At 54.3% G+C, this 26677-nt stretch carries 20 protein-coding genes; 9 read left to right on the forward strand and 11 right to left on the reverse strand.

The annotated features are described in order from the left end of the window. Window positions 1-6 precede the first annotated feature (6 nt). Window positions 7-1239 (reverse strand): hypothetical protein, encoded by a 1233-nt coding sequence (locus tag HMPREF2854_RS02450; protein ID WP_070618493.1) that lies wholly within the window; start codon window positions 1237-1239, stop codon window positions 7-9. Beyond that, the gene (dcd, locus tag HMPREF2854_RS02455) at window positions 1236-1847 is read right to left on the reverse strand and encodes a dCTP deaminase (RefSeq protein WP_070618496.1); all 612 of its coding nucleotides are present in this window, start codon (window positions 1845-1847) and stop codon (window positions 1236-1238) included. The genes HMPREF2854_RS02450 and dcd overlap by 4 nt, the downstream gene beginning before the upstream one ends. A gap of 126 nt (window positions 1848-1973) precedes the next feature. On the opposite strand from dcd, the gene HMPREF2854_RS02460 reads away from it, so the two are divergent. Further along, window positions 1974-2405, forward strand: coding sequence for a cupin domain-containing protein (locus HMPREF2854_RS02460; protein WP_070618505.1), 432 nt, complete (start codon window positions 1974-1976; stop codon window positions 2403-2405). A 121-nt stretch (window positions 2406-2526) separates the two neighbouring features. Here HMPREF2854_RS02460 and HMPREF2854_RS02465 read toward each other — a convergent pair whose 3' ends face one another. Beyond that, the gene (locus tag HMPREF2854_RS02465; protein ID WP_070618506.1) at window positions 2527-6291 is read right to left on the reverse strand and encodes a prealbumin-like fold domain-containing protein; all 3765 of its coding nucleotides are present in this window, start codon (window positions 6289-6291) and stop codon (window positions 2527-2529) included. 355 nt (window positions 6292-6646) lie between these two features. On the opposite strand from HMPREF2854_RS02465, the gene HMPREF2854_RS02470 reads away from it, so the two are divergent. Beyond that, the gene (locus HMPREF2854_RS02470; protein WP_070618509.1) at window positions 6647-9025 is read left to right on the forward strand and encodes a glycoside hydrolase family 3 protein; all 2379 of its coding nucleotides are present in this window, start codon (window positions 6647-6649) and stop codon (window positions 9023-9025) included. Between the two features lie 70 nt (window positions 9026-9095). On the opposite strand, the gene HMPREF2854_RS02475 is transcribed toward HMPREF2854_RS02470, so the two are convergent. The 7 genes from HMPREF2854_RS02475 to HMPREF2854_RS02505 all read right to left on the reverse strand — a co-directional run bounded on the left by HMPREF2854_RS02475 (window position 9096) and on the right by HMPREF2854_RS02505 (window position 17170). Beyond that, the gene (locus tag HMPREF2854_RS02475) at window positions 9096-9872 is read right to left on the reverse strand and encodes an HAD-IA family hydrolase (protein WP_070618512.1); all 777 of its coding nucleotides are present in this window, start codon (window positions 9870-9872) and stop codon (window positions 9096-9098) included. Then, window positions 9872-10759, reverse strand: a complete 888-nt coding sequence (locus tag HMPREF2854_RS02480) for a class II fructose-bisphosphate aldolase (RefSeq protein WP_070618514.1) — start codon at window positions 10757-10759, stop codon at window positions 9872-9874. The genes HMPREF2854_RS02475 and HMPREF2854_RS02480 overlap by 1 nt, the downstream gene beginning before the upstream one ends. A gap of 41 nt (window positions 10760-10800) precedes the next feature. Beyond that, window positions 10801-12321 carry a xylulokinase gene (locus tag HMPREF2854_RS02485; protein ID WP_070618517.1) on the reverse strand — a complete coding sequence of 507 codons (1521 nt, stop codon included), beginning with the start codon at window positions 12319-12321 and terminating at the stop codon, window positions 10801-10803. A gap of 2 nt (window positions 12322-12323) precedes the next feature. Further along, entirely contained in the window at window positions 12324-13019 is a 696-nt protein-coding gene (gene deoC / locus HMPREF2854_RS02490; protein ID WP_070618520.1) for a deoxyribose-phosphate aldolase, read from the reverse strand. Between the two features lie 109 nt (window positions 13020-13128). Further along, entirely contained in the window at window positions 13129-13878 is a 750-nt protein-coding gene (locus HMPREF2854_RS02495) for a GntR family transcriptional regulator (protein WP_070618526.1), read from the reverse strand. A 178-nt stretch (window positions 13879-14056) separates the two neighbouring features. Beyond that, window positions 14057-15382, reverse strand: coding sequence for a transaldolase family protein (locus HMPREF2854_RS02500; protein ID WP_070618529.1), 1326 nt, complete (start codon window positions 15380-15382; stop codon window positions 14057-14059). Window positions 15383-15529: 147 nt separating this feature from the next. Beyond that, a complete protein-coding gene (locus HMPREF2854_RS02505; protein WP_148130874.1) occupies window positions 15530-17170 on the reverse strand; it encodes a SulP family inorganic anion transporter in 1641 nt (546 codons plus the stop codon). A gap of 259 nt (window positions 17171-17429) precedes the next feature. Here HMPREF2854_RS02505 and HMPREF2854_RS02510 point away from each other — a divergent pair, with 259 nt between their 5' ends. Genes HMPREF2854_RS02510 through HMPREF2854_RS02530 form a run of 5 tightly spaced genes read left to right on the forward strand, consistent with a single transcriptional unit; the run spans window position 17430 to window position 23681 of the window. Continuing rightward, window positions 17430-19217 carry an ABC transporter ATP-binding protein gene (locus HMPREF2854_RS02510; RefSeq protein ID WP_070618532.1) on the forward strand — a complete coding sequence of 596 codons (1788 nt, stop codon included), beginning with the start codon at window positions 17430-17432 and terminating at the stop codon, window positions 19215-19217. Further along, window positions 19214-20962: an ABC transporter ATP-binding protein gene (locus tag HMPREF2854_RS02515; RefSeq protein ID WP_070618535.1), complete on the forward strand. Its 1749-nt coding sequence runs from the start codon at window positions 19214-19216 to the stop codon at window positions 20960-20962. Before HMPREF2854_RS02510 ends, HMPREF2854_RS02515 begins: the two co-directional genes overlap by 4 nt. A 34-nt stretch (window positions 20963-20996) precedes the next feature. After that, a complete protein-coding gene (locus tag HMPREF2854_RS02520) occupies window positions 20997-21593 on the forward strand; it encodes an MptD family putative ECF transporter S component (RefSeq protein WP_016444300.1) in 597 nt (198 codons plus the stop codon). Then, window positions 21586-22272 carry an energy-coupling factor transporter transmembrane component T family protein gene (locus tag HMPREF2854_RS02525; RefSeq protein WP_070618538.1) on the forward strand — a complete coding sequence of 229 codons (687 nt, stop codon included), beginning with the start codon at window positions 21586-21588 and terminating at the stop codon, window positions 22270-22272. Before HMPREF2854_RS02520 ends, HMPREF2854_RS02525 begins: the two co-directional genes overlap by 8 nt. Further along, the gene (locus HMPREF2854_RS02530; RefSeq protein ID WP_070618541.1) at window positions 22269-23681 is read left to right on the forward strand and encodes an ABC transporter ATP-binding protein; all 1413 of its coding nucleotides are present in this window, start codon (window positions 22269-22271) and stop codon (window positions 23679-23681) included. Before HMPREF2854_RS02525 ends, HMPREF2854_RS02530 begins: the two co-directional genes overlap by 4 nt. Window positions 23682-24192: 511 nt before the next feature. Here HMPREF2854_RS02530 and HMPREF2854_RS02535 read toward each other — a convergent pair. Then, window positions 24193-25416 carry an MFS transporter gene (locus HMPREF2854_RS02535; protein ID WP_070618544.1) on the reverse strand — a complete coding sequence of 408 codons (1224 nt, stop codon included), beginning with the start codon at window positions 25414-25416 and terminating at the stop codon, window positions 24193-24195. A gap of 93 nt (window positions 25417-25509) precedes the next feature. Between HMPREF2854_RS02535 and HMPREF2854_RS02540 the strand changes: the two genes are divergently transcribed. Then, window positions 25510-26211 carry a TetR/AcrR family transcriptional regulator gene (locus HMPREF2854_RS02540; RefSeq protein WP_070618547.1) on the forward strand — a complete coding sequence of 234 codons (702 nt, stop codon included), beginning with the start codon at window positions 25510-25512 and terminating at the stop codon, window positions 26209-26211. A gap of 343 nt (window positions 26212-26554) precedes the next feature. Beyond that, the coding region (locus tag HMPREF2854_RS08880) for a glycerol-3-phosphate dehydrogenase C-terminal domain-containing protein (protein ID WP_395994405.1) at window positions 26555-26677 on the forward strand (123 nt) is incomplete at its 3' end.

Consider the following 26677-nt stretch of genomic DNA (forward strand, 5'->3'; position numbering starts at 1 on the left):
ACGCCCCTACTCTGGGTCGGAGATCAAGAACTGGTCTTCGTCCAGCATGTATCCGGCAGTAGACCTTGCGATAAGGCTGGCGATCAGCTCAATCTGGTCTTTGACGCGGTTGCGTTCAAAGCGTAGCGCGCGGCCGGGCCGCATAAGTTTATCCCGGTAAACCTCGGGCATGATCCAGCGGACCCCGTACTCGATGGCGCTGCCCTGCGGCCACTGCTCGAAGCGCAGAACGGAGGGCGTGAAGTCTGCGGGGGCAACCGTGATGTGCACTCGCGAGGTGTTCCCCACGGATGCGATCAGCGAGTACCCGCGCACAACAAACCCCTCGGCCGCAGCTTTCCTGTCGGCTTTCTGCGCGATTTCAGCGATGCGCACCAACTCGTCTTCAGGAATGTTGATCTTTTTCGCGATTTCTTCCCGCGTTTGCACGCGCTGCGCCGAATCGATGGGCGCCAGCTTCGCTTCTTCCAACCCGTTCACGATGTCGGGCAGATACGGACGTAGCAGCGCGGTGAGGTCTTCCTCATCCACCCACCTGGGCGCGTAAACCATCATGTCCACCGCACTGTCCGCGTCAGGTTCTATGTTGATTCGCGAGGGAGCGGCGTTCACAGCTCCGGCAAGGCGTCTGGCGATGCGGATAAGGCCGGCTAGAACTTCGAACTCTTTACCCGCCGGCATGCCGTCCGGGAAAGCGCGCGCGAACGGGTCCGTGTGCATGAGGAAGTCCGGGGCGGCGCTGGTGCGAACAGCGGGTACGTCTACGATCCACGCCTGCTCCATGCGGGCGGGCGTGTTAAGCAGTGCGCGTTCTGTTTTGGTGATGCGCCAGGGGCCTGACAGGGTGGCACCTTCGGTGAGGCGGAGCAGACCGGGCGCAAGCCAGCCGGCATCCTCGGAAATAGAAACGGCTAGGGCCTCAAGCTCGCGCGGGTCCACGTCATCCCCGGTGACCAGAAGGTGTTTGCCTTCCGCGTCTTTGGGGCTCAGGATTTTGGCGTCCTCGAACGTGATAACAGGCATGTCAACGGATGCGCCGTGTTCTACGGCGTTGAGCTCGCCCGCCGCCGTGACGGTTAGGGCGCGAGCCCGCGTGGCGTTCACTTGGGTGGCGAGGTCTGGCATTGCCTGCGTGGCAAGGGAATCCGCCGACGTGGGTGTGGTTTCGCGCGGAAGCGTGTTGGATTGGTTTAGTTGCGCGAGCCGCTCGGCGATTGGGACACGCTCAGACTTGCTCATAGAACCTGCACGTCCCCTTCAATGTGGGGGCTTTGCGCGATCTGTACGCGTTCGAAGTTTTGATGCGACCGGGAGGCAGTGGGGCCGCGCTGGCCCTGGTAGCGTGATCCGCGCGCGCCCTTGCCGTATGGGGCTTCGGCCGGCGAGGACAGTTGGAAGAAGCAGAGTTGGCCCACTTTCATGCCCGGGTAGAGCAGGATCGGCATGGTTGCGGTGTTGGACAGTTCCAGGGTGACGTGCCCGGTGAAGCCGGGGTCGATGAACCCTGCTGTGGAGTGCGTTAGCAGACCCAGGCGGCCAAGTGACGATTTGCCTTCGAGGCGCGCGGCAATGTCATCGGCAAGCGTGACCTGCTCGTAGGTTGCGCCAAGTACGAATTCGCCGGGGTGGAGCACAAAGGGCTCGTTACCTACGTCCACGAGGCTGGTGAGCTCCGATTGGTCTGCGGCCGGGTCGATTACCGGGTACTTGTGGTTGTTGAACAGCCTGAAGTAACGGTCTAGCCGAACGTCGATGGAGGCTGGTTGCACCATGTTTGAGTCCCACGGATCGAGGGCAATTTTGCCGGCGTCAATGTGGGCTCGAATGTCACGATCACTTAGCAGCATGCCTTCATTTTCCCATGAAAACGAGGCGGCGTGGTAGCGCTTAGATCTTCTGCGTCTTTTGCAGGGTGGAACTAAGATGGATGGTGTGTATTTCGTTACAGTCTGACTTGAAGGAAGGGATAGACGATGACCGAGTACGCTGGCCAGTTTGATGATCAGGGCAAGAAGCCTTACGTGATCGATATTGAGAAGGAAACTCTTGATAATACGAATTTCCGCACAACCATGTGGACGGGTGAGCACATTCAGCTGACCGTCATGGAGATTCCGGTTGGCGGCGACATTGGCCTTGAGGTTCACGAGGACACGGACCAGTTCCTGCGTATCGAGCAGGGTAAGGGCCGCTGCGAGATGGGCCCGGCTAAGGATGACCTGAACTTCGTAAAGGAAGTTGAGGACGACTTCGCGATTTTTGTTCCGGCAGGAGCTTGGCACAACGTGACAAACATTGGAGAGGAGCCGTTGAAGCTGTACACCATTTATGGCCCGGCAGATCATTTGCCCGGCACGGTGCACAAGACGCAGGCGGATGCCGAGGCGGATCCGCACGAGCACTGAGCCGAGGCGCTTGCTGGGGCTGTTAATAGCCGAAACGGCAAGAGGCTTTAGGCAGGCGCTTAGCTAAACAAATAATGGGTGCGATGGGCATTTGCCCATCGCACCCATTATTTGACCGGTGTTAGTGCGTTCTGCGCACCACCACGATTCCAGCTGCTAGCAGTACCAGCGCGGCAATGCCGAGCGGCAACGTAGCATTTGAAACGCCCGTCTTAGACAGTCCAGTTCCTGGTTTACCAGTGGTTCGCGAGGGCGAGCTAGGCGGCGTTGTCTTACCCGGCTCACTGGGCTCACTTGGTTCACTTGGCTCAGACGGCTTGGTAGGCTCTTCTGGCTTGACCTCATTTGGAACCTCGAACGGATTGTCGAATGACCCCTCACCCTTTACCTGTGTCAAACCAGATTCCACTGTGTAGGGTTTTTCTACAATCCCAATAACGATAGGTTGTGAAAGCTTCACAAAACCTTCGGGAGCTTTCAGCTCCGTGATCTCAACGGTCTTTTCTGGCAGGTTCACTGCATAGACCATACCGTCACCATCACTGACCGTTGTAACGGTGTTGCCCTCCGCATCCTCGTAGCTGAATACTGCTCCAGAGAGAGCGGTGCCCTTGTTGTCCACCTTCTTCAAAGCGACGTATGGCATGCCTTTCAAAGTGGCAAACGCAGCATACTTTTGCGCGTCAATACTGCCTTCGCCGCTTGCTTCCGGCGTGACGTTGCTTGCCAACGCCTTCACCTTGTTCACAATCTTCTCTGCGTCCGGGTTTACTATGCGCAACATGGTTGGGTATTCAACCTTGTAGGCATACGGCTTAGTTTCAGCCGGCGTGTTCGGTAGCTTGAAGAGGATCTTATGCGTGGCGGCATCATACGAAATTCCGACCTCGCCATCCTTAGGATCTCCCTTGACAAGCTTCACAACGGCCGAGTCCTCTTTGCCGTCCTCTGCCTTGGTCAAGTTCTTGTAGTCGCCGTTTTCTAGCAACTCGTTTGACCTTCTCACCTTGAAATCATCAAGATTCGGCTGGCCCTCCTCGTCAAGCGAGATCGCGATGTTCTTATCGAGCTCATCTTCGATTACAACATCCTTGAAATCTTGATCAAACGGCTTGTAAGTGAACGTCCAATCTAGCTTAGAACCGTTCACCTTCGGATCTTCCTTAGTGAGCAAATACGGTTTGATCTTCAAATCAGCACCATCATTGGCCAGGTTCTTGTCATCAGCCTTGAGAGAAACCTTATTCCGGTATGTTTCAAACTTAGACTGTGCGGCATTCTTAACAAGCGTGCTAAAGACTTCCTCATTCATCTGCGCCTTGACGATAATGAAATAAGGAGTGCCGTCATATTCAGAGAAGTTCCAAGTGAGTTTGTCTTTATCAAACGTCACTTTCGCTTCGTCTGCCGTCACCTTCTTTTTAGCCCTAGCCGATGGCATAAAGGTTACAAAATCAGTGCTATCAGCTACCGTTACCCCGCCGTGGTCGATGAAGCCAGGGGTAATCGGATCTGCCTCGTAGATCGCGAAATAATCTGACCCACCCTTAGTCAGTGGCACAAGTGACAAGCCCTCAGGCAACACGTCTGTGACCGACCAGTTCTTTGAAACCCATTTGTCTGAGGCTCCCACCGATTTTGCATACTCGGAGAACTTGAGGCCCGTCGGGTTAACATCGATCCGGAACAGCGCGGTCCGATCTTTGTAGTTAAAGGTCTTTGTCTCATCAACCAATGGAATACCGGTTATATAGTCACGATAGCTGCTGTTCCAACCGTTCTTGGAAACGTTATCTATGTTGTTCAGATCCGTATCGGACTCAATCGTGTACTTATCAAGTAGCCGACCTTCAAGCTCGTACTTGGCCGAAGACTTCAAAGCCTTCAAAGAATCACCCTTGCCGGTTACCAAAGCAGCGGTGTTCTTGTACGTCTTTGAATAGGAGCCGGATTCACCCATTAGGTCCAGCAAATCACGCACGTGGGTTTTTAGCTTGAAGGTGTACGACTTCACCTCGGTGAAACCACTGATTTGAACCAGCTCGCCAATCTGCTTCCCGCCTTCATTCAAGAGTGGGAACGTCTTTGCCGCTAGGTTATCGCCCTCCCCGGGTTCGAGTGAACCGTCCAGATAACTCTGGTTGAAGTTAACGAAAGGCTCTCCCTTATCACCCTTCAAGAGCGCCTCTAGAGTTCCCTCTGGCAGAGCAACGTCTTTAACGTTTAACCCTGTTTCATTCTTATAATCTTTTTCTGAGCCGTAGTAGAACAGCTCATAGACGTAGCGGTGTTCAGACGGGAATATCTTGGAGAAGTCGGTCGTGATACTCCAAGGAATATTCCCCTGGTTCAAGACATCATTCTCGTACGTCTTCAACGCTTTCTTGGTGATAGTTGCTTCACCGCTGTAAACCGGCGGGGTCACCGGGAAGATCACGTCACCACAGGTATGAATCTCCGCGTCGTTTTGAAGCTTTCCGACCTCATCGTCCTTATCAAAAATAAGTTTTACCGTAAAACGGTACTGCCCATTAAGGTCTTTAACGAACATCCAGTGGTTTTGCAGCTCTTTATACTTTGACTCTGGGGTAGCTTCTCGGGTTCCTGCATGCCAGCCAAGACCGAGATCGTACACTTCGTTTGTGTATTTTGACGTGTCAGGACAGGGCGCATTCTTGTCAGCAGGAAAACCTGGGAAATCCTTGGCGGCGTCCTCGCTCAAAGTTTCGATGTTCTCCTTGGGCACAGTCTTCCATTCGCTATCTTTGCCGGAAAGGCTGTGCTCGACCGTTAGCTCTTGACGTATCGGAGCTTTCTGGCTGTCTAACTCCGTACTGAGGATATCGCCAATCCATGCTGGCCCGTAGTCGAAGTACGGCGTTCCGGCCAGAATAGTCCAGATCATCGCCTTCTCGCCCGTGTCTTTATTTACCTCAACTCCCGAAAAACTCTTGGAGATTTTTGGTTTTTGGTAGACCGGGACCTTTGCTTCAGCGGTCTTCAAATCTTCGTGCGAGTAGGAAAGGTTAGCCAAGTTTTTGACTTCAGGAGTCTTAGGGTCTGCAACCTTAGTCTTAAATGTTACGGTCGCCTTGGGCTGGCCAAAATCTTCAGGGAACTCGTAGGTAAGAGTCTTCGCCTCAAAGACGGGAGCCTGTTTCGCCCCGTTTACTGTGAACGAGTCCTGGACGTACTCGCCAACTTCGCTTAAATCGTCGGTGAACTTCTCGCCAGCGAGGTTCTTGCCAGTGTTCGACTTCTTGTTTACCTCAACCGTCCAAAGGATTTCATCGCGTTTGGCCGGATCTACTATTCCGCCCTTCTTAGTGAAGTCGTAGCTGATCTCTTCAACAACCTTGGGAAGCTTGTATTCCTTGTCGAAAATTTTCACTACATCCTGCTGCGAGCCCGGCTCACTTCCTTCACCAGCGGCAGCTGAAAACTCGCCCGTAAAGGTGACGGCAACGTCTCTGCGGCCGTCCGTTTCATAATTGAACTCGTCGCTGTGGAAATCCATCCTAGCGGTGACACTCCGGTCACTACCCTGGCTGAGAGTAATAGTGCCGATCTGTTTGTTGTTATCTTCAGTGCCCATAATAAAAACGGGAACTTTTGTTCCGGAGGGATCTTTCGGCTTAAAGTTTTCACCCAGGTTAAAAACTGCAAAGTCACCGTCATCGATCTGCGTGTCTTCGGTAAGTCCGTTCGCAAGTGCCGGAGTATTGAGTAGCTTATTTTTTATGACGGAGAATTTGAAATCCATCTGGATTTCAAAAGGTTTCTCAGGATCTATGGTGTCGCCTAGTTCCTTGCCGTCTTGCGTAACGACTCTGCTAGTCACCGTAACGGCACTGGTCTTATCCTTTCCGTCTGCTGCATTAGCCATCGAGGATCCAGGGATAAGAAGCCCCGACAACCCCAGCAATATAGACATAACGATAAAACCCAATAAGATTCTGGATCGGCGTAACAACATGTCTCCTCCACACCGCCAATAGCGTCCTGGCGTCAGAATATGCACCTTCGCGTAGTCTATTCCTCATTCTTTTTGCGCGGGGCAAAATGCACGACATTGGTCCTAAAATACTCACCTTTTGGAAACGAAAGTTTAACTCGCATGGCTCCTCCGGCATTGCGCCGCTATTTTCCGGCGAATTAACGCTTCTGCGACCACAAATCGCGCTGGTAGACTCAGGCGCAAGATAACGAGATGTCCCGGTTCTGGCTTTGAAAGGCAGATCATGACAAACGAAATCCTCTCGCAAACTTCCACTAGGGCATCGGGCGATGGAGCCGGTCTGAATCCGAAACTCGCTGAACTCGCTGGAATAGCAGCCGCCAAAGGAGCCACGCTCCTGCGTAACAACGCAGTTTTACCGTTGGAGGAAGGCAAGCCGCTGGCAGTTTTTGGGCGCGTGGCCCGCGATTGGATTGCGGTTGGTTACGGCTCGGGCGGCGACGTAAATCCACCCTACGTTACGAATCTGACGGAGTCGCTGCGCGAACTCGGGGTTGCCGTAGATGCTGACCTGGCTACCAAGTATGAGGAGTGGTGCGCGGCAAACCCCGTAGATCCGGGCGAAGAGTGGGGGAAGTGGCCGCTCTCGTTTGACGAGATGCCCATGCCGGATACGGACATTGAGGCCGCCGCATCGCGCTGCGACACGGCCCTGGTGGTTATAGGGCGCGCAGCCGGTGAGGACCGCGACTCTTTGCTACAGGAGGGCTCCTACTACCTCACTAATGACGAGAGATCCCTACTAGAGCGGGTGAATAAGGCGTTCGCTCGTACCGTTGCAATCGTCGTGACCGGCAACGTCATGGACTTGGCGTGGGCGGAAGAGCAAGACGTTGATGGCCTGCTACTGGCGTGGGCTGGCGGGCAAGAAGGGGCGCGCGCAATCGCGAGAATCTTGGTTGGCGAGCTGGAGCCGGCCGGGCGCCTAACCGACACGATCGCATACCGCTACGAGGACTACCCCAGCCACGAACACTTTGGCGATCTGGATGCGAACACCTACGTTGAGGACATTTACGTTGGCTACCGCTACTTTGAAACGTTTGCCAAAGAAAAAGTGCAGTACCCGTTTGGATTCGGCCTGGGTTATTCAACGCATGAGTATTCCGGCCAAACCATTCAGATTTGCGACGAGGGCGTGAGCGTATCCGCAACCGTTACGAACACTGGATCAGCGAGGTCCTGTGCGGTGGCGCAACTGTACGTGCGCAAACCGGGCCTATTGAACGGGGCGCCCGAGCGGGAACTCGTAGGATTTTGGCGCTCCCCTGACCTCGCTCCGGGCGAGAGCGCGCAGTTCACCATCACCGCGGCGCTACGCAACCTCACGGTTTACGATGACCAGGCGGACCGGGACACCAGCCACTGTTGGGTTTTGGAGGAAGGCGACTACGCCCTCTTCCTCGGAAATGATGTGCGTGAGGCGCGCGAGATCGGCAACGTGCAGTTTGACCGAAACGTTTTGGAGCGGCTGGAGCAGGCCGCGGCTCCCGTCGTTGCGTTTGACCGCTACGTTCGCGAGGCGGGCGCGGATTCTGTGAAGCTCGCACCTGTTCCGATGAGCGAGGTTGATTTAGCTGGGCGCATCACGCAGCGATTGCCGAAGTCCTCTGGCAATCCCGCGAGCGCCGAAAATGCGCGTTTCGAGGACGTCTTGGCCGGGCGCGTATCAACCGCTGATTTTGCGGCGTCGCTGTCTAATCGCGACCTCGCTGATCTGACTTACGGTGACGTGACCATGAACTCGCCGCTGGGCGCGCCGGGCAACGCGGGGGCTTTAGGAGGAGTTACACAGGCTTTGCGCGCCAAGGGGGTTCCTCCCGCAATCACCACGGACGGCCCCTCCGGGCTGCGTTTGAACGCGACCGCCACGCTACTGCCATGTGGGACTGCTCTTGCCTCCACCTGGGATCCGCAGCTGATCGAGCAAATGGCGGCTTTGCATGGCGAAGAGATGGCTCTGCTGGGTTCTGACATCATTTTGAGTCCGGGCATGAACATTCACCGCGATCCGCTGTGCGGGCGAAACTTTGAATACTATTCGGAAGATCCACTGATCACGGGCCACTTTGGCGCCGCGATTGTGCGGGGTGTTCAAAGCCGGGGACGCAGCGCCTGTCCGAAGCATTTTGCGGTCAATAACCAAGAAACTAACCGCATTTACAACGATTCGCGCCTGTCCGAACGGGCGCTGCGCGAAATCTATTTGCGTGGCTTTGAGATGGTGGTGAAGGACGCCAGCCCGCATTTCATCATGACGTCCTATAACAAGATCAATGGGGTGTGGGGGCACTACCACTACGACCTGGTGCAGACCGTGCTTTTTGGCGAGTGGGGTTATCGCGGCGCGGTGATGACGGACTGGTGGATGAGGATGGCTCCGGACCCGAACTTTGCAGGCGTGTACGATTCGGCGTATCGCGTGCGGGCGGGCGTGGACGTGCTGATGCCTGGAGGCGACGTGCACCAAGGCACCACTCGGGAAGACTCCGTATTCGAATGCTTGGAGACCGGCACCTTGACGCGCGGCGAGGCTGAACGTAGCGCGGTGCGAGTGCTCGACTTCCTCAAAATGCGATACGCAACCCTGAGCGCAAAATAGAAAACGTTGTGCCGGCCCCCGGAAGTAGGGCCGGCACAACGTTTATACGTGTTACGTCAACACGTAAACACTAGCGTTCAAGCATTTTGCGTAGAGTCCCCACGGTAACAAGTTGCTCATCGAGAATTTCGGGAGAACCCTTAAGAAGTTTTGCGGGCTCCTCCTTACTTCCCAAGCAGGACACAATCGCGGTTGCACCTTCGAAATCCTCGTTATGAGAGTAGTGCGATGGTGTAATAAGCACCTTGCAGCCCGCTCGAGTGCCAGCCAGGCAACCAATCCTCGTGTCTTCGACAACCACCACGTCTTCTGGGTTGAGTCCCAACTCGCCAAGTGCGTACAAGTACAACTCAGGATCAGGCTTAGAATTCGTGACATGCTCACCGCCGAACACCCGAATTTTTGCAGCCATCTCTTCGCCTACAACGTGTAGCAGAACCTTCTCTACGGATGCCACAGCCGAAGATGACACCACAGCCACCGTAAGATCGTTCTCAAGTGCTTCTTGAATCAGTCGCCTAACACCTGGGCGGGCAGGCAGCTTCCCAGAATCTACTATTTCGATAAACGACTCGGACTTGGACTTATGCAAAGAATTTACATAGTCCTGTCGCTCAGCTTCAGACTCCGGCAGGTCAGGGAAATCCCAATCTCGCTGATCCAGATAGTTGCGAATGCGGTTCTTTCCACCCCCGATTTTCACATACTCAGCGTATTCTTCAGGCTGCCACCTAAATGGAAGCCCGAATTTCTCAAACGTGTTGTTAAACGCAACCCGGTGTCCATCGCGTTCTGTCTCGGCTAGAACACCGTCGCAGTCAAACAAAATTCCTTTAAGCGTAGCCATCACGCACGTCCTTTAGATTGAAAGATCCTCATATACCGTTTAGCCATGTCTCTAACCGCATCGTGTTGCGCCTGAATCAAGGCCAAAGGTTCCTTAGATTTCCAACTATCGATGCCGATCGACCCACAACTAGGATCAAAATTCTCGGTTACAAACCTCTGAACTGCCTCAATGTAAGCAACCTTCAAATCTGTTGAAATGTTGATCTTAGAAACACCGGCCTCAATAAACGTGGCGAAATCTGCGTCACTAAGCCCAGTGCCCCCGTGCAAAACGATCGGAATATCAGTACGAGCTGCAAATTCTCCCGCGCGCTCAGGCTGGAGTACCGGATCGGACTTATACAGCCCGTGAGCCGTACCCAACTGCGGAGCGAGCAGATCGGCTCCAGTGCGTTTTGCAATATCAACTAGTTCATCGACTGTGCATGAGCGGAGCACCTCATCAGTGCCCACACCGTCCTCGACACCTAGGATGTTCTCGACTTCAATCTCTACCGTTGCGCCACGTTCGTGAGCATAAGAACAGATTTCACTCAAAACCGGTTCCACTTGCTCATCGGGAAGAGCAGAGACATCCATCAACACCGACGACCATCCGGCATCAATTACCTCTTTGCAAAGGTCAATATCCGGACAATGATCTAGATGCAAAACCACTGGAACCGATACTCCAGCAGAAGCATTTTCAGCTGCGCTCGTTGCCTGTTGCAAGCCCCACTGCCGAACTGTCTTTACCGACAATTGCAGAATAACCGCCGATTTACACTCTTGCGCCGCGTCAACGACAGCGCGGAGAGAATTCTCATCAACCACGTTAATAGCAGGAACTGCGTATCCGCCTTCGCGCGCCGAGTTACACACCTCGAGCAGTGATGAAAACTTCACAACAAACCTCCTTGTTTGACGCCTCTCAAACGAGGCTCCTCCTAAAACAGATTGCCGTCCAGGGAGTCGTAGCATTCAACAAATTTTTCGAATGCCTTATCGTATTCAGCGGCAACATCAGGGTTCGGCTCATAGCGCGCCGAAACCTTAACAGCACGTTTCGCAGCATCCTCGCAATCCTCATATGCGCCCACACCCACGCCGGCGTACATAGCAGCACCGAGGCAACCAGCTTGATTCGAACTCAGAATCTCGATCGGATGCCCCAACGAGTCTGCAAGCATCTGGCTCCAGAATTCTGAGTTTGCAGCACCACCGACCAGGCGAATAGTGCCCACTTCGACTCCAGCAGCTTCCTGCGCGTTCAGGATGTCTCTCATCTCGAAACAAATTCCCTCTAGGACCGCGCGCGCAATGTCGTTCTTATTCGTCGAAAGCGACATACCAAATAGGTTGGCGCGAGCATCAGAGTTCTGACGAGCACCTGCCGCACCCGCAAGGTACGGGAGGAACGTAACGCCGGACGCGCCGATAGGCGAGCGCGACGCCTCACGAGTCAACAGGTCATACGGATCGATCCCAACAACCTGACCAGAAGCGGTCTCAAGCTGACAGAAGGTATCCCTGTACCAGCGGAATGCCGAGGCAGAAGTGTTAGAGAACGCTTCAATAGTCCAGTTCGGCATACCGTGGTTGGGCTTCACAATGAGTTTGCGCTTTGGATCGCGCATTGGCTTGTCCATCACCACGTAACAAGAACCAAACGTTCCCATAACCATGGCGGTGTCCCCGCCCTTGATGGCACCAGCTCCGAAAGTACAGCAGTTTTGGTCGTGCCCGCCTACACACAGGGCTACCCCGTCGGGCAATCCTGCCCTAAGCGCAATGTCACCGGTAACAGTGCCTACGACTTGTCCTGGAACCTTGGATAGCTTCGCACGCTTCTCTAGGGGAATTCCCACCAAATCGTGAATAGGCTTTGACCACTCAGCCTCATTCACATCCAGCATGCCTTCGCGCGATGCGGATGACAGGTCCGTCCAGTAATCCTCAGCACCCCAAATTTTGAGCAAGTACTCTTGCTCTGACAGAAGCCAGCGGGCGCGCTCAAAGTTCTCCGGCTCGTTATCCCTCAGCCAAGCCCATTTAGGCGCAGCAGAGTTCGTGTTCAGCGGGTCACCAGTCTCCTGGTAGTACTTCTCGCTTCCATAGGCCTCGCGCAACTCCTTAATGTACGGAGCTCCGCGCAGATCTTGCCAGGACACGAAGTCCCTCATCAAGAAGCCTTCTTCGTCAAGCATCGTCAGAAGGGGGGCTTGCGAGGAGAATGCCACTGCAGCGATGCGCTCACGTTTGACTCCCGATTTCTTGATCGCAACACGACAGGAATCTACAAGAGGCGGGATGATGTCGTCGTATGTTTGCTCTACCCACCCCTCCTTCGGGAATCGAGAAGGGTACTCCCGATAGTCAGAGCCCAAGGCATTGCCGTCAAGATCAAATACAACGGTCTTACACCCCGTTGTTCCTGCATCTATTCCAACAAGATACGTTTCGGCCACTTCTAGTACCCCCTCTTGAGGTATTCCTCGTATTCTTTGACGAGGCGTGCAGCGCTACGCGTACCGATCAACGAGACGCCGAGCTTTTCAATCATCCATAGTGTGGCCGGCATGGTGAAGGTCCTCGGAACGCCCGAAACCTTCAGTTTTGTCTTGTCTCCAGAGAGGTTCTCCTTCATGATCCGAATCTGGTGCTCGGACGGGAAAGCCTCGGAACCCGTAGCCGTCTTCACATAGTCAATGCCAACTTCGCAGCACAACTTAGTTAGATCGGCGATCTGTTCATCGGTAAGGAACCCAACTTCAAAAATAAGCTTTGTAATTGCCTTGTCTTTACAGCGATCCACAAGACCAACGAGTTCTTTTTCGACCAATGAGTAATTGCCGTCATGAACTGCGCCAATGTTGACCACCATGTCAACGGCGGTCGCGCCTAGCTCAAGGCCTTCCTCAATTTCCGCAAACTTCATTGCGGTTGACGTGCAGCCGTACGGGAAGGAAATAGCGGTGCCGACTCGCACATCGCTACCCTTCAGAACATCCGCGACCACGGGAGTCCAGAATGAGTTCGTGTAGCATGCTGCCACTCCCGCGTCCCTCGCGGTTTGCGCATGCTTCCTAATGTCATCTTCGGTGGAACTTTGCAGATGCAAAGCCATGTCAAAGTGTTTCGCGTATTGGGGAACTGTTAGCTCCATGATCTTCTCCCTTGAAGTCCAAAAACGCACCGAAAGGAGGTGCTATACCTGACTATACCTGTACATACAAGTGTGGGCAAGGGTTCCAGAAAGATCAGCTAAAAAGCGATTAGAATGCCTTGGTTTCTCCCGAGAAATTGAAGCGCACCTTCATGTGGCCACCGTGCAGCAAGAGCTTTGTATACTCAAACGCCCGGCCTCGCTCGTCGTACAGCGTATCTTCGAGAAGTAGCAGAGGGACACCTTCTCCACACTCGAGAATCTCACCTTCCACTTCAGACGCCGCAACAGCCTCTAAAGTCTCGTGAGTTTCGGTTGCCCTAAGCCCAAACTCATCACCGAGCACCGTACATAGCTGTTCATCCACCACATCGCACTCAAGCAATGACGGGGCAAATTTAGCCGGAATCCAAGACCTGTGGAGGCTTACCGGCTGATCTTCAATCTTTCGAAGGCGCACGATTTCAAAAACGCTCTCATCGGCAGCCACTTCCAATGCATCTTGAGCGAACCGGGGCGGCAGAATCTTTTCGAATTTTAGGAGCTCAGTCTGGGTTTTATACCCCATCCGCTCCAACTGCTCGCGAATCCCTCTATACATCGGTGAGCTTGCAGTTATCTTGGCCTGCGCAACAAACGTCCCCTTACCAGGAACCCTCTGCAACAACCCCTCATCCACCAAAGAGGAGACCACTCCACGTACCGTCATTCGGGATACGTTGAAACTCTCCTGCAATTCAGATTCTGACGGAATCCTCTCTCCAGGCTTCCACACACCTCTCGACAACCCATCTCGAATGATGTCGCCAATCTGAACATACAGAGGCGTAATCGAATCCCTATCGAGCTCGTACTGCATACGACGCACCCTCACAAACCTAATCAGCAGGCATGCGTACAGCACGCGCCCACAAAGCAAATGCCTGACATAACCCTACTAGCACAAGGCGAGCCATACGCGGTCCAACAACCTTGCGCGACCAATCCCACAATTACCGGAGGGAGGGAGAAAACCTCCCTCCCTCCAGCAGCAATCTTTAAGACTGCCCGGAAGCGGCCTTCATAAAGCGTCGCTGATAACTAACAACCTGATTTGTTGAGGTAAACCGAGCCAGATACTGCGGCTCAGCGGTAACGACGACCCTATCGGCCATGTCGCGGAACTCATCTTCCATCAACAACCGATCAATGTCCGGGTAGTTCATCGGACCTTCCATCGAACAAATGATCAGCCTGGTGTCATCCAGATTCGAGTTACGAAGAGCCCGTAGATTGTGGCGAACACCGTCTAGGCCATCGAAGCTAGCGGTATCAACATCAACACCCCGGTATGTGAGGAAGGTTTGCGCCATATTAATTAGCGCGAGGTCATCCGGATTGTCGTTTGCGCCAATGTAGTCATTTGCGACCATGTAATCCCTGAGCTGCGTCAGGAAATACGAATCATGACTCAGCTCGTAAGCCTTGAGCAAGCCGATCATTCGATCAGTCTGCATCTTCCGGTGGCGAATAAATGAATTAATGAAGTACGGCCTTGCCTGCAGCGCCATTTGCGTCTGGAACGGTTCAAACATCAGGGTGAAGTTAACCCTATACCCTTCCTCATGAAGGCGTAGCGCAAGCTCATGCCCACGTAGTGCATCGGCCGTGGAACCCTTATCAAAGCCCAGCCCCAGACGTCCGTCGCCCTCGAGCAGCTCCTTGTAGTTTTCGTGATTAACCGGTCCCGTGTGAGGAACCTTCACCACGAGACGCCAAGGAGACAAAATTTCTTCGAAGCGCTTAACTTCTTCAAGAATTTTCGAGAAATCCTGCTCAAAAGGATTGTTTAGCTCTACCGAAATATCGGAGCCAGGTCCAAGAATGTCGCCGATAGAAGTCATGACCTCGTCGCGATCCTTGTACTTGTTACCCACGTTAGCCTTTGGGTTATTTAAGAACAGGTCATAAATAATTCCGGGGTTACAAGTCAAGTTTGCAAGCAGGGGGGCAACCGGGGCAACCTCGTACGGGTTGGCCGAGTCCGCCGAGTACAGCACCTTTGTGGGTCGCTCTTTCCCGTCCTTGTCCTTGGAAATATCGCGGACCAGATCAACTTCGAGAACGCCTCCCTTCTTTAGGTGCAACTCGCGCCTAAAACCGGCAGGCGTCCCGCCCTGCGCATCTCGGAAGTAGTCAACTACCTTTCGCAGCTCTTCGCCCGCTTCAAGACTCTGAGCCCGCTTTGACAACCAAGCAAAGGTATCTAGATCAAGGGGCGTATCCAAGATCCGCTGGATATATTCCTCCTGATCCCTGTTTGCCTTAAGACCAAGGTCTTCTACCGTCACGGAGACGTTCGCTCCTAAAGTAAAATCACGCATCGAAACTCCTTCGTTCCATATCGACTATACCAGACTATACCGGTACAGCCGAGCGTGTCTACCTCATCTTAAATTTGCCTCCGTACGCGAACCCTCAGAACATGGCGTCTGGTCAAAAGACTACATTCGCGCATTGAAATTGCAGCCTCACAACCCCTCGGCTACCAATCTGCGTGCAGAAGCGGCGGCCTCTTCGATGGAATCGAACAGGTAGGTGGGCGAGCTTAGCGCATCGATTATGCCCACGCTTTGCGCGGCCTTCAGATGCTCGGGGCGCAGGCCCTTGATCATCGTTATGATGCCGCGTTCATTGAGCTCCACGAACACGTCCGCAAGTTGTTTTGCGCCCGACGCGTCCAAAATCCCCACGTGCGACATTGACAAGATCACCACTCCGGTGGAGCGGTGAACGTCGGAAAGCTCAGTGACGATGCGCTCTGCCGCGCCAAAGAACATTGAGCCGTCCAAACGGAAGTACGCGATCTTGTCATCGGGTTGCTGGCGTTCGCCCGGCAGCGGCAACTCCACTACGCCCGACAGGCGGGACAGGTGGTAGACCGCCCAAAACACGGCGATCGCAACGCCCAAACCGATTGCAACAACCAAGTCGAACACGACCGTGATCAGTGCAGTAATCCAAAATACGAGGCCATCGCCGCGCGTTGAGCCCAAAATCTTGCACACACTAGATGTTGAAACCATGCGGAATGCGGTTACGAACAGGACTCCGGCTAGGGCCGCGAGCGGAATATGGCTCACGAGGCCAGCCGCGAGGTATACCACCGCGCCCAGGATTATCGCATGCACGATTGCGGACACGCGGCTGGTAGCTCCCGACTTCACATTCACTGCCGTACGCGCAATCGCGCCCGTTGCCGGCATTCCTCCAAAAATACCCGAGCCGATTGACGCCAGCCCCTGGCCCACCAGCTCCCGGTCCGGCTGATACGATCCCTGCCCCGGCATTCCAGCCGCAACACGTGCCGACAGTAGCGACTCGATTGCCGCCAGCATTGCCACCGCGAACGCGGCAGGCAGCAACTGCCTCATCAATGAAAAATCAACATATGGAAGGCTTGGCGCCGGAAGGGAACTGGGGAGCTGGCCAATAGTTGGCACCGCAAGATTGCCAAAGAACGCCGCCAGTGACACCACGACCACTGCGACGAGTGAGGCCGGGAACGTTGTTGATATGCGGGAAGTCCCCACAATCATCAACACAGTAACTAGGACAATACCCAGAGTGAATGCGGAAACCGCCCAGTCCGCCGCCTGCACGGCCAAGAAAGCGCCATACAGCGAGTTCACGCCCGCCGGGATTTCTACCCCCATCGCCATCGGCACCTGCTGAAGCGCGATTAACGTGGCGATTCCCAGCGTGAAACCCTCCACCACGGACCAAGGGATCAGGGAGATAGCCTTGCCCAGGCCCAACAATCCGAACGCAAACACCATCAGGCCTGCCATCACCGACAGCAACATGATCGAACTTGCCCCATGCTGCGCAACTATTGGCGCCAGGATCACAACCATCGCGCCCGTTGGCCCCGACACCTGCACGTGTGAGCCGCCAAAAACCGCTGCAATCAGGCCCGCAACTATTGCCGTTACCAAACCGGCGGCTGCGCCCACTCCAGACGAAACCCCAAATGCCAACGCCAACGGCAGTGCAACAATACCCACCGTCACGCCTGCAACCAGGTCGCGGCGCCAATTCGCCTCGCGATAATCATCTGCGGACGGTAACAAAAACTTCAAGTGATCAGCTATCGAAGAAGACAACCGCACGTATTTATCCCAACCCGTTCAAGCCAAGAATTTTCATCAACACGCGCGAAATACAAGGAAAAACTAAACGGCGCGTGGACTCACCATGGTATCACGGCACAGAATTGATCTGAGGATACAATCCGGTTCGTATTCCGCACTGGTGAACAGGTGAGTATGGCCTTGAAAGGGTGATGCTCGTATCGGTTTACGTGCACGGTTAGGTACATCTTCCAGAATTTAGATAAGGTTAGCCTTGCCTAATAAGGATGGTGTTTGCATGGACGATAGTGCAATGGATCAGGTTGTTGACGGCGAGTATGGGTCCGCGAAGGAAAAATCTGTCGCTGGCCAGAACGCGATCCGTCAACTATCGCAGCCAGTGAAAGGCAAGCTGTTCGTCGCGCAGGTTTTGGCTTTTCTCTCTGGCGTGTTGGCTATTGCCCCGTATGTGGCTCTGGTGGAGCTTGGCAGAGAACTTATGCAAGACCAGGTGGACCCGGCGCGGGTGAACTGGATCGTCATACTCCTCGTCAGCGCATACATGGCCCGGTTGAGCTTATATTTTGTTGCATTGGGCGTGACGCATTTTATTGACCTGTCGTTGCGTAACCAGATGCGTCGGCAAATTGCCGCCCGAATGTCGGCTGCTCCGCTGTCGTGGTTTACCCGCGAGGGTGAGGGGAAGATCCGCAAGACCATTCAGGATGATACGGCCACGGTGCACACAGTAATCGCGCACGGGCCGATAGAGAAACTGAACGCGATCGTATCCCCGCTCGCCTTGTTGATGTATGCGTTTGTGGTGGATTGGCGACTCGCGTTGCTGTCGATTGCGACGATCCCGCTCTATGTGGGCATGTATGGCATGTCGATGCGTGGGATGAATGAGAAGACCGCGCAAATGGATACCAAGCTCGCTCAGGTTTCGGCAACGATGGCCGAGTTCGTTGCCGGTATCTCAGTGGTGAAAGCATTCGGCAAGGTCGGCCAAGCACATAAAGCCTATTTAGATGCAGCTAACGAGTTTTCTAAGTTCTACCGAGCGTGGTGTATGCCGCTGGTGTCGATGTCGGTCGCCTCATTTTCGTGGGTGTCGATCCCGGTGTTGTTGATCGTGAACCTTGGCGGTGGCGCGTTGATGATGAACGCCGGTTGGGTGAGCATCTACGAGGTGATAACGACGACGTTGATCGCCTTGGTGCTGCCGGGAGCGTTGATGACAGTCGCAACCATCGCCTGGTCTTACCAGCTTGCGGGATCGGCTGCGGTGCGCCTCGTTGCGGTGATGGAGCTACCGGCATTGAGCCAACCCGATGCACCACAGACACCACACGGTCATGATATCGAGATTCGGGGTGTGTCGTATACCTATGACGACACCCAGGCATTAGACGAGGTAAGCCTGAGCATTCCGGCAGGCACGGTGACCGCGCTGGTTGGCCCGTCGGGTGCGGGGAAGTCGACGTTGGCGAGTTTGATGGCCCGCTTTGATGACCCGGACGCTGGCACGATCACCATCGGCGGGGTTGATCTAAAGAGCATTTCCCAGGACGTGTTGTATTCGACGGTCGCATTCGTCCTGCAAGATGCACAGCTTATTCGCGACACCATCCACAACAACATTGCCCTGGGCGCGCCAGACGCAACCTTAGATCAGGTGCGGCAGGCGGCGAGAGCAGCGCAGATCGACGAGTTCATCATGAGCCTGCCAGATGGTTACGACACCGTGTTGGGGGAGGACACCCACGTTTCGGGCGGACAGGCAGCCCGTATCGCGATCGCCCGCGCGCTCATGGTTGATGCCCCAGTGTTGGTGCTGGACGAGGCGACGGCGATGGCGGACCCGGAATCGGAATCGAAAATCCAACAAGCTCTCTCGACTCTTGCCAAAGGCAGAACCGTGATTGTGATCGCCCACCGACTGGCCTCGATCAGAGGGGCAGACCAAATCGTCGTCATGGAACGCGGGCGCATTGCTGTGGTCGGTAAACACGACGAGCTGTTGGGTAATGCGCACTATCAGGCACTTCTTACCCAAGGTGCATGCGAGGAGATGACACAATGAATCAAATATTGTTGCCACGCTTTAAGCGTTTGATGGAACCCGCCTCGTGGCGAGACCTCTCGGTCGGTCAAGCGTGGGGTGCGGTATCAGGACTGTGTCACGGCTTTGCCCTGCTGATTTTGCTTCCCGCCGCAAGTGCCCTAGCGACCGGAATGCCGGTGTGGGGGTTATCGTTTTCGGGCTGGCTCATCGCCTTGGCGGTGATCGCGATGCTGGGCGTGGGCACGGAGTTTTATGGCATGCGCACCGGCTATATCGGCGCGCTCGGATTCATTCACGACGTCCACCAAGCGGTCGGCAACAAGGTAGCCCGCCTACCGTTGGGAGTGTTCGATTCGGGTAGTTCTGGACGGCTGTCGCGTATGGTCACCCAGGAAATGATGAACTTGGGCGAGTCGGCGGCACATTTCATTTTCTCCCTCGTCCAAAAACTCTCGGCCGTGCTGGTGATCACTGTGGGAACCTGGTTCTGGGATTGGCGGCTGGGACTGACCTTGACGATCGCCTTCCCGATCATGCTCGCCTTCCTCCATATTTCCCGTGTGCTTCTTGATAAAGGTAAGCAGGTTTCCGAACCAGCCGAATCGGAGCTGGCGGCTCGCATGGTCGAATTCGCCACCTGTCAAGGTGCGCTGCGTTCCTGCCATGTCGCCGACGACTACCCGGCCCTTGATCGGGCTTTCGACCAGGCTGACCGCAAGGGTCGCAAAGCATTGTGGATCGAAACATTAGCGAACCTGATTAATGGGATGTTCGTTCAAGCACTCATTGTGGTGATGATCTGGCTGACCGCCCAACTCGCCCTCGGCGGGCAGGTGAGCGCGTTGAACGCTGTGGTCACAATCGGCATGTGTCTGCGGTTCACCACCATGCTCCAAGACATCGGTGGCTGCATGACCGGGCTGGAAGAACGCCGCCAGCAGATGAATCACGTCGACAAGGTCATGGATGCCCCCGAACTGTCCGAACCCGATGCCTCTACACCGATAAACGCCCCTGGTGATGTTCGTTTCGAGGACGTCACCTTCGGCTACGATCCGGACACCCCGGTTCTCCGTGATATTTCCTTCCATGTCCCGCAAGGTGGCATGTGTGCCCTGGTTGGTCCATCTGGGTGCGGGAAGACGACGATCGCCCGGTTGGTTGCACGTTTCTGGGATGTGCAGTCCGGCAGCGTGCGCGTTGGCGAAGTGGACGTGCGCGAGCAGACCACCGAAGATTTGATGCGCCAGGTGTCTCTTGTCTTCCAAGACGTCTACTTATTCAACGACACTCTCGAAGCCAACATTCGCCTTGGCAACCCCGAAGCCACCGATGAAGAAATCAGGTGGGCGGCTGACCTGTCGGGCGTGACGGAAATCGTCAACCGGCTCCCAGACGGCTGGAATTCATTGGCGGGTTCTGGCGGGCGTGCACTGTCGGGTGGGGAACGCCAACGCGTCTCTATCGCCCGCGCTTTGGTGAAGAAGGCCCCGATCGTGCTTTTCGATGAGGCCACTAGCGCGTTGGACGCGGAAAATGAAGCCAATATTGTTGCGGCGATGAATGAGCTACGCAAACACTCCACACTGATTGTCATCGCCCACAAACTTGAAACCATTCGACAAGCTGACCAAATCATTGTGCTCTCCCACGGTGGGCGTATCGCTCAGCGCGGGTGCCACGACGAGCTGGTCAACCAGCCAGGTCAATACCGCGATTTCTGGCAAGAACGCATCAACGCAGCCGGATGGCAACTCGTCTAAACACAGCACGTATAAGCACATGAAAGGAAAAACTATGTCCACACCCACATCCTCGCGCCTCAACGCGCGCGACTTCATCAACATTGGCGTCTTCACCGCCTTGATGTTCGTCATCGTGTTTGCATTCGGAATGCTCGGGTTCATCCCCGCCGCCATGTATGCCGGTTTCTTGCTTTCTATCCTCGTTAACGGCATCGTCTTTGCGCTGTTCACAGCACGCACTCCGAAGATGGGGGCGTTGACAATCATGCTGATTATCATCGAAATCCTCTTTTTCGTGACCGGCCACTGGGTGGGAGGCATCGCGGTGGCCGCTGTATTCGGCCTGCTCGCCGACCTAGTCATCACCAAGGGACCGAAGAACGTTAAGGTTCGCGTTCCGCTGGCATACGCACTGTTTATTCTGCCGATCTACGTGTCACCGTGGATGCCGCTATTTATGAACCAAGACGCATATATGTCGCAAATCGCCGAACAAATGGGTGCCGAGTATGCCGCCAAGATGGCACAGGTCGTCACGATTCCGATTCTGCTGGGCTTCTTCGGCGTGATGCTCATCGTGGGCTGGCTTGCTGGTCTGTTGGGAACCAGGGTCGCGCGCAAACACTTTGAACGGGCCGGTCTTGTCTAAACTTCCCGACCCGCGCACCATTATCGCAGCGCTCGTCATCGTCTCCACCACGATCTACAGTGCCTACTCGCCGTGGTTCGTGTGTACTCTGGGCGGATTCGCCGCCGTGATGCTGACGAGCGCTGCGATCAACCCCAACACGCTCGTGCGCCCCAGCTGGGTAGCAGGCTACCTCGCCACGTTTGCGGTCCTCGGCACACTCGTTTATGTGATACCCCTGGTCTGGAAATCAACAGCCAGCGCGTTCCTCGTGCTGTTTCTGCAGTGGATGTGGCGATTCAGCGTCAGCGCAGGAATGGGAGCCTACGCGATCGGCGTGATCCGACCCGCCACCTTGCAAAAAGCACTCGCCAGCTCACGGATCCCGACCTGTTTCACAATCCCAATCTCGGTTGCCTTACGTGTGCTGCCCGTGATCGGCCACGAGGTTAAAGCGATCTCAGATGCCATGAAACTACGCGGCATGTCCGTGCTCTCACTGCGTGCGGCGCAATACTTCACAATCCCGCTGCTATCTACCGTGGTACGCAGCGGGGACGAACTGGCATCGGCCGCCCTCGTGCGCGGACTGGGCGGAACCGCAAAGCCCACCTCAGTCACAGTCGTGAAATTCCGTGTGATCGACGCAGTCATTCTGCTCATCGTTATCGGCTTCGCGATATGGAGAATCGTCCTATGACAATAGCCCAAGCAACTGGGGTCACCTTCACCTATCGAGGAGCAGACCACCCCTCAATCAACGACGCAACCATCACCATCACACCCGGAACCGTCACCTTGCTGTGTGGCGCGTCAGGGTCAGGAAAAACCACCGCACTACGGCTATTTAACGGGCTCATCCCACACTTCCACGACGGCGACCTCACCGGAAGCGTCACAGTCGACGACATTGACGTGGCACAAACAGACCTGCCACGCCTTGCCCACCACTGTTCGACAGTGTTTCAAAACCCGCGCACCCAGTTCTACACCACTCACGTGCGCCAAGAACTCGCCTTCGGCCCAGAAAACCTCGGCCGCGACCCGCAGGAAATCTGTGCCCGCATTGACGAGGTTGCAGCCGAGTTAGGTATCGCCGACCTGCTGGAATCCCGCGTCACACAACTGTCGGGTGGGCAGATGCAACGCGTGGCCTGCGCCGTCGCCATGTGCAACAACACGTCGATGATCGTCTTTGACGAGCCAACCGCGAACTTGTCCGCTGACGTTATCGACCAACTCGCCACACTCATCGCCAGGCTCAAAGCTGATGGACACACCATCATCATTGCTGAACACCGGCTAAGTTTCCTTTCCGGGATCGCTGACCGTGTCTACTGTTTCGACAAAGGCAAGATAGCCCTCACCGCAACCGGCGAAGAGTTCTACGCCACGCCAGAGGCGGAACGCAAACACCTTGGACTACGGTCCCTTGTTCCCGTGCCCATTCCACAACTCCCGCCACCGGCAGGGAACGGGCTCACGATCGACAACCTCACCTTTGCCTACCGTCATGGAAACACAGTCCTCAATATTAACCACGTGTTGTTTCCGGCGGGGAAAATCACGGCGCTCCTCGGCCCGTGCGGTTCAGGGAAATCAACTCTGGCACGCATTGTTTGCGGACTAGAAAAAGCCAAACATGCATCCATCACACTCGGCGGACAAAAATTCGCCAGCCGAGACGCATATCTCGTCATGCAAGACCCCACCCGACAGTTGTTCTCAGATACCGTCATCGACGAAGTCACGCTCGGCACGACCAAAGCCGAAAAGCAACACATCGATGCCCACGCGATCCTTGAAGAACTCGACCTTGCCGACCACGAGGCTGATCATCCGCAAGCACTCTCTGGCGGGCAACGTCAACGTCTGGTTATTGCTACAGCGCTTGCTGCGAACAAGAAAGTTTACATCTTCGACGAGCCCACGTCCGGTGTTGGCTACAAACACCTTGTCGCGATTTCCCGAGTAATGCGTAAACTCGCTGACACTGGTGCCGTCGTCATTGTCATCACCCACGACGCTGAACTCGTTACCGAGGTCGCCGACCATAGCGTCCGCCTTGACCAAATCAACGCCTGCTCAGACATGTGTCTACAGGAGTGAACGAGGGATTCACGAGCCGAGTTTCTAGAAGGGGGTCATCATGAGCGAGCATCACCACGATCATGGGCCAAGCGCGCAAGAAGCCGCCACAGATTCACACCTGCGAAAAAAGCTCGCCATCGCATTCGGACTCGTGTTTAGCATCGTTTTGGTGCAAGCTATCGGCGCGTTTATGACGGGAAGCTTGGCACTCCCCTGGTCGATGTTGTCCACTCGTTGGCTGATTCTCTTTCCCACTGCGGCTTCTTTTTGTCATGATCGCGTAAGCGCTCAACAAAGTTTTCTATCTTGCCGATGTAACACTAGGTATTCTCAATAGCTTCAGGGTCATTACCAAGAAGAATATACACACCATTACAAGCGATTGAGCTGAATGACCTCGTGTTTGCATGGGGTTTTTGAGACGTTTGAGTTTGTTTGAATCTCGTAGCGACTAGACATCATAGTTCTGCTGAAGTCAATACCGCTTTAGCAGGGATTTTTATGGTTTTTGCTTCTAATCATAAAGAGATTATTTGCGGAACTCGGGATGGTAAAAACTCAGCAAAACTGCCGCAGCTATCAGGACTGCGCAACATGTCATTGGTAGCCACGGAGAGAGTCCGTAAAGTGCGGTGGAGGCTATCGGTGCCACTACATAGGCTGCACCATTGTTAGCATTAATCAACCCGGCTAGCCCACCTTGTTCTTCGGGCTTCATTTGCAAAGTAGGCGCCGTGTTGTAGCCAGGCATCGCCAGGCCTAGACCAAAGCCTGTCAAGATGCTGGCCACGATGAACAGTCCAAGATTTAGTGGATAAACCAAGAGTAGTAACCCGAGAAGAACGATTATTAATCCTCTTCTAAAGAGTTTTTTAGCACCCCAGTTTAACCTTGGAGCCACCAAGGCCTGCGCAAGTATCATGACCAAACCCATTATTGACATGCACAAAGCGGTGAGCCCTGCTGTGGCGCCGGCCGCTAGATTCAAAACATCCTGCAGTAAAAAGCCGAAAAGTGTAGCCACGGTAGAAAAAGCGGTAAACATTAGGAAACCGCAAGCCAGGAACACGAATACTCTTGAATCAAAATAGGAAACTTTTGCCGGTTGAGCGACTTTTTCTTCGCTACCTGTGGGTTTGAATGTTAGCAGTAAAACGGCAACGCCTAAAAGCATGACCAGAGGCATCACCAGCAGGGGCATCATGAAACCTCCTATAGCTGCAAGGCTGCCGCCCAATAAGGCTCCAAGAATAGACGAGAATCCTTGTGCAGCGCCCAAGACTCCCAGACCTTTTACCCGTTGCGTCTCATTGTAGGTATGAGTCACAACGTAGGTTTGCGCGGCTGGGGAAACTGATGCGATGGCACCGCCGTACAGCACGCCCCTAGTTATGACTACTCCTATGATCAACGCTATGCCGGTGAGCAGACCCTTAAATCCTAGCCACACCACCATAGCGAATCCGCTTAGAGCCAGGATTCCGGCAAGCATGCCAATAAGCAAGATACGCCGAGATCCCCATCGCAATGAGACCCGTCCCCACCTGGTGGAGGTAAGAGAAAACATTATGGCTGCTAACGAAATGGTGGCGCCAATGTGCCATTCCTTCAGCCCGATTTCGCGCGATAGTGGAGCCAGAATTGGATTAAGAATCATCTGCCCCATATATGCCAGTAGCACCGTCAAAAACAGGGGAAACAGTCCCGTTATTTTTGATTCGACTTTCTCGTTTCGTTCATTAGTGGCGCACATTAAAACATCCTTTCCAAAGTGAGCTACCAATCAAGCTGAGACAATACTAGAACAATGTTCTAGTATTGTCGAGGTTGAGGGTATGCTGTTTTCGTGGGGAATAAAGACAAGCGGGTAAACACGGGTAGACGCGCCTGGCTGACGCAGGAAAAGATCATGTACACCGCAATGGAACTGACCCGAGAGTGCGGTCTAGAAAAATGGTCGATTCGTGACCTTGCGCAGCGTCTGGGAGTAGTTCCCTCTGTCATCTACCACCATTACCAAAACCGTGACGCCATTACCGCTTCTGTAATAGGCGAGATCACTAGCACCATCGAACTACCGGACGAGCAGCTGGAATGGAAAGATTGGTTCATCTCCCTAGCAGAAAATGTCAGGCCTGTCTTTCTTGAATTCCCCGGAGTCACCGACAAACTGATGTATGGACATATGAACGCCGCGTTGATACCAATCTTGGAGGTGGCTTACGAAAAACTACGGGATGCTGGTTTTAGCAAGTACATTCACATCGCATACTCAATTATCATCAACACGATGCTGTGGAGCATTACTGCTCGCAACTTGCGCAGCCCAACCAAGCAGGAACAGCGCCACGACCTAGGCCAAATGATTACCCAACTTCAGCCCCTAGCTGTCTGCTCCACAACGCTGGCTGACATCATCCAGGGCTACTTAATTCCGCTAGCCAACCCGAAAAATGAAGACCGCATGAGTCAGGAATACTTTGAAATCATCATGGAAGTCGTACTCGCCGGTTTAGAGATAGCGATTTTGCCTCGCGAAAACGCCTAACGAACCCGTGAACAAGAGAAATCATCAATACTCATAAAATATTGCCCAAAATCGCAAGGCATCCAGCTAAGAACAGAGCCTTTCAGCCTCTCACTCTATTTCCTGCGATTTTCCAATAAACACAAGAAAATCCACTATATCCAGAGCTTCCCAAACAACTGGTACGACTACATCAAATACGTCACCATCAATGAACTAAATATCGCTCTTCACAGCACGCAGGCTTCTCCCAGGAATCCGCAGCCTATACCGAAGCCTAAGCCCAGCCTATTGCGTATGGACGAAGAGGAAACCTCCATCTCGACGTGCAGAAATAGCGTTTGGTGTTTTATATGAGGGTGTTTTGCATGTGGAAGACTTACTGGCGCGCCGCACCAGACTCTGTTACGAGCATCGGAATCGCGGATTGGCTGCTATTGACGAGGTTGCGAAAATAGCTGCGGATATTCTTGGCTGGGACGAGGCG

This window comes from Actinomyces sp. HMSC075B09, from assembly GCF_001812395.1.
In the GTDB taxonomy this organism is placed as follows: Bacteria; Actinomycetota; Actinomycetes; order Actinomycetales; family Actinomycetaceae; genus Gleimia; species Gleimia europaea.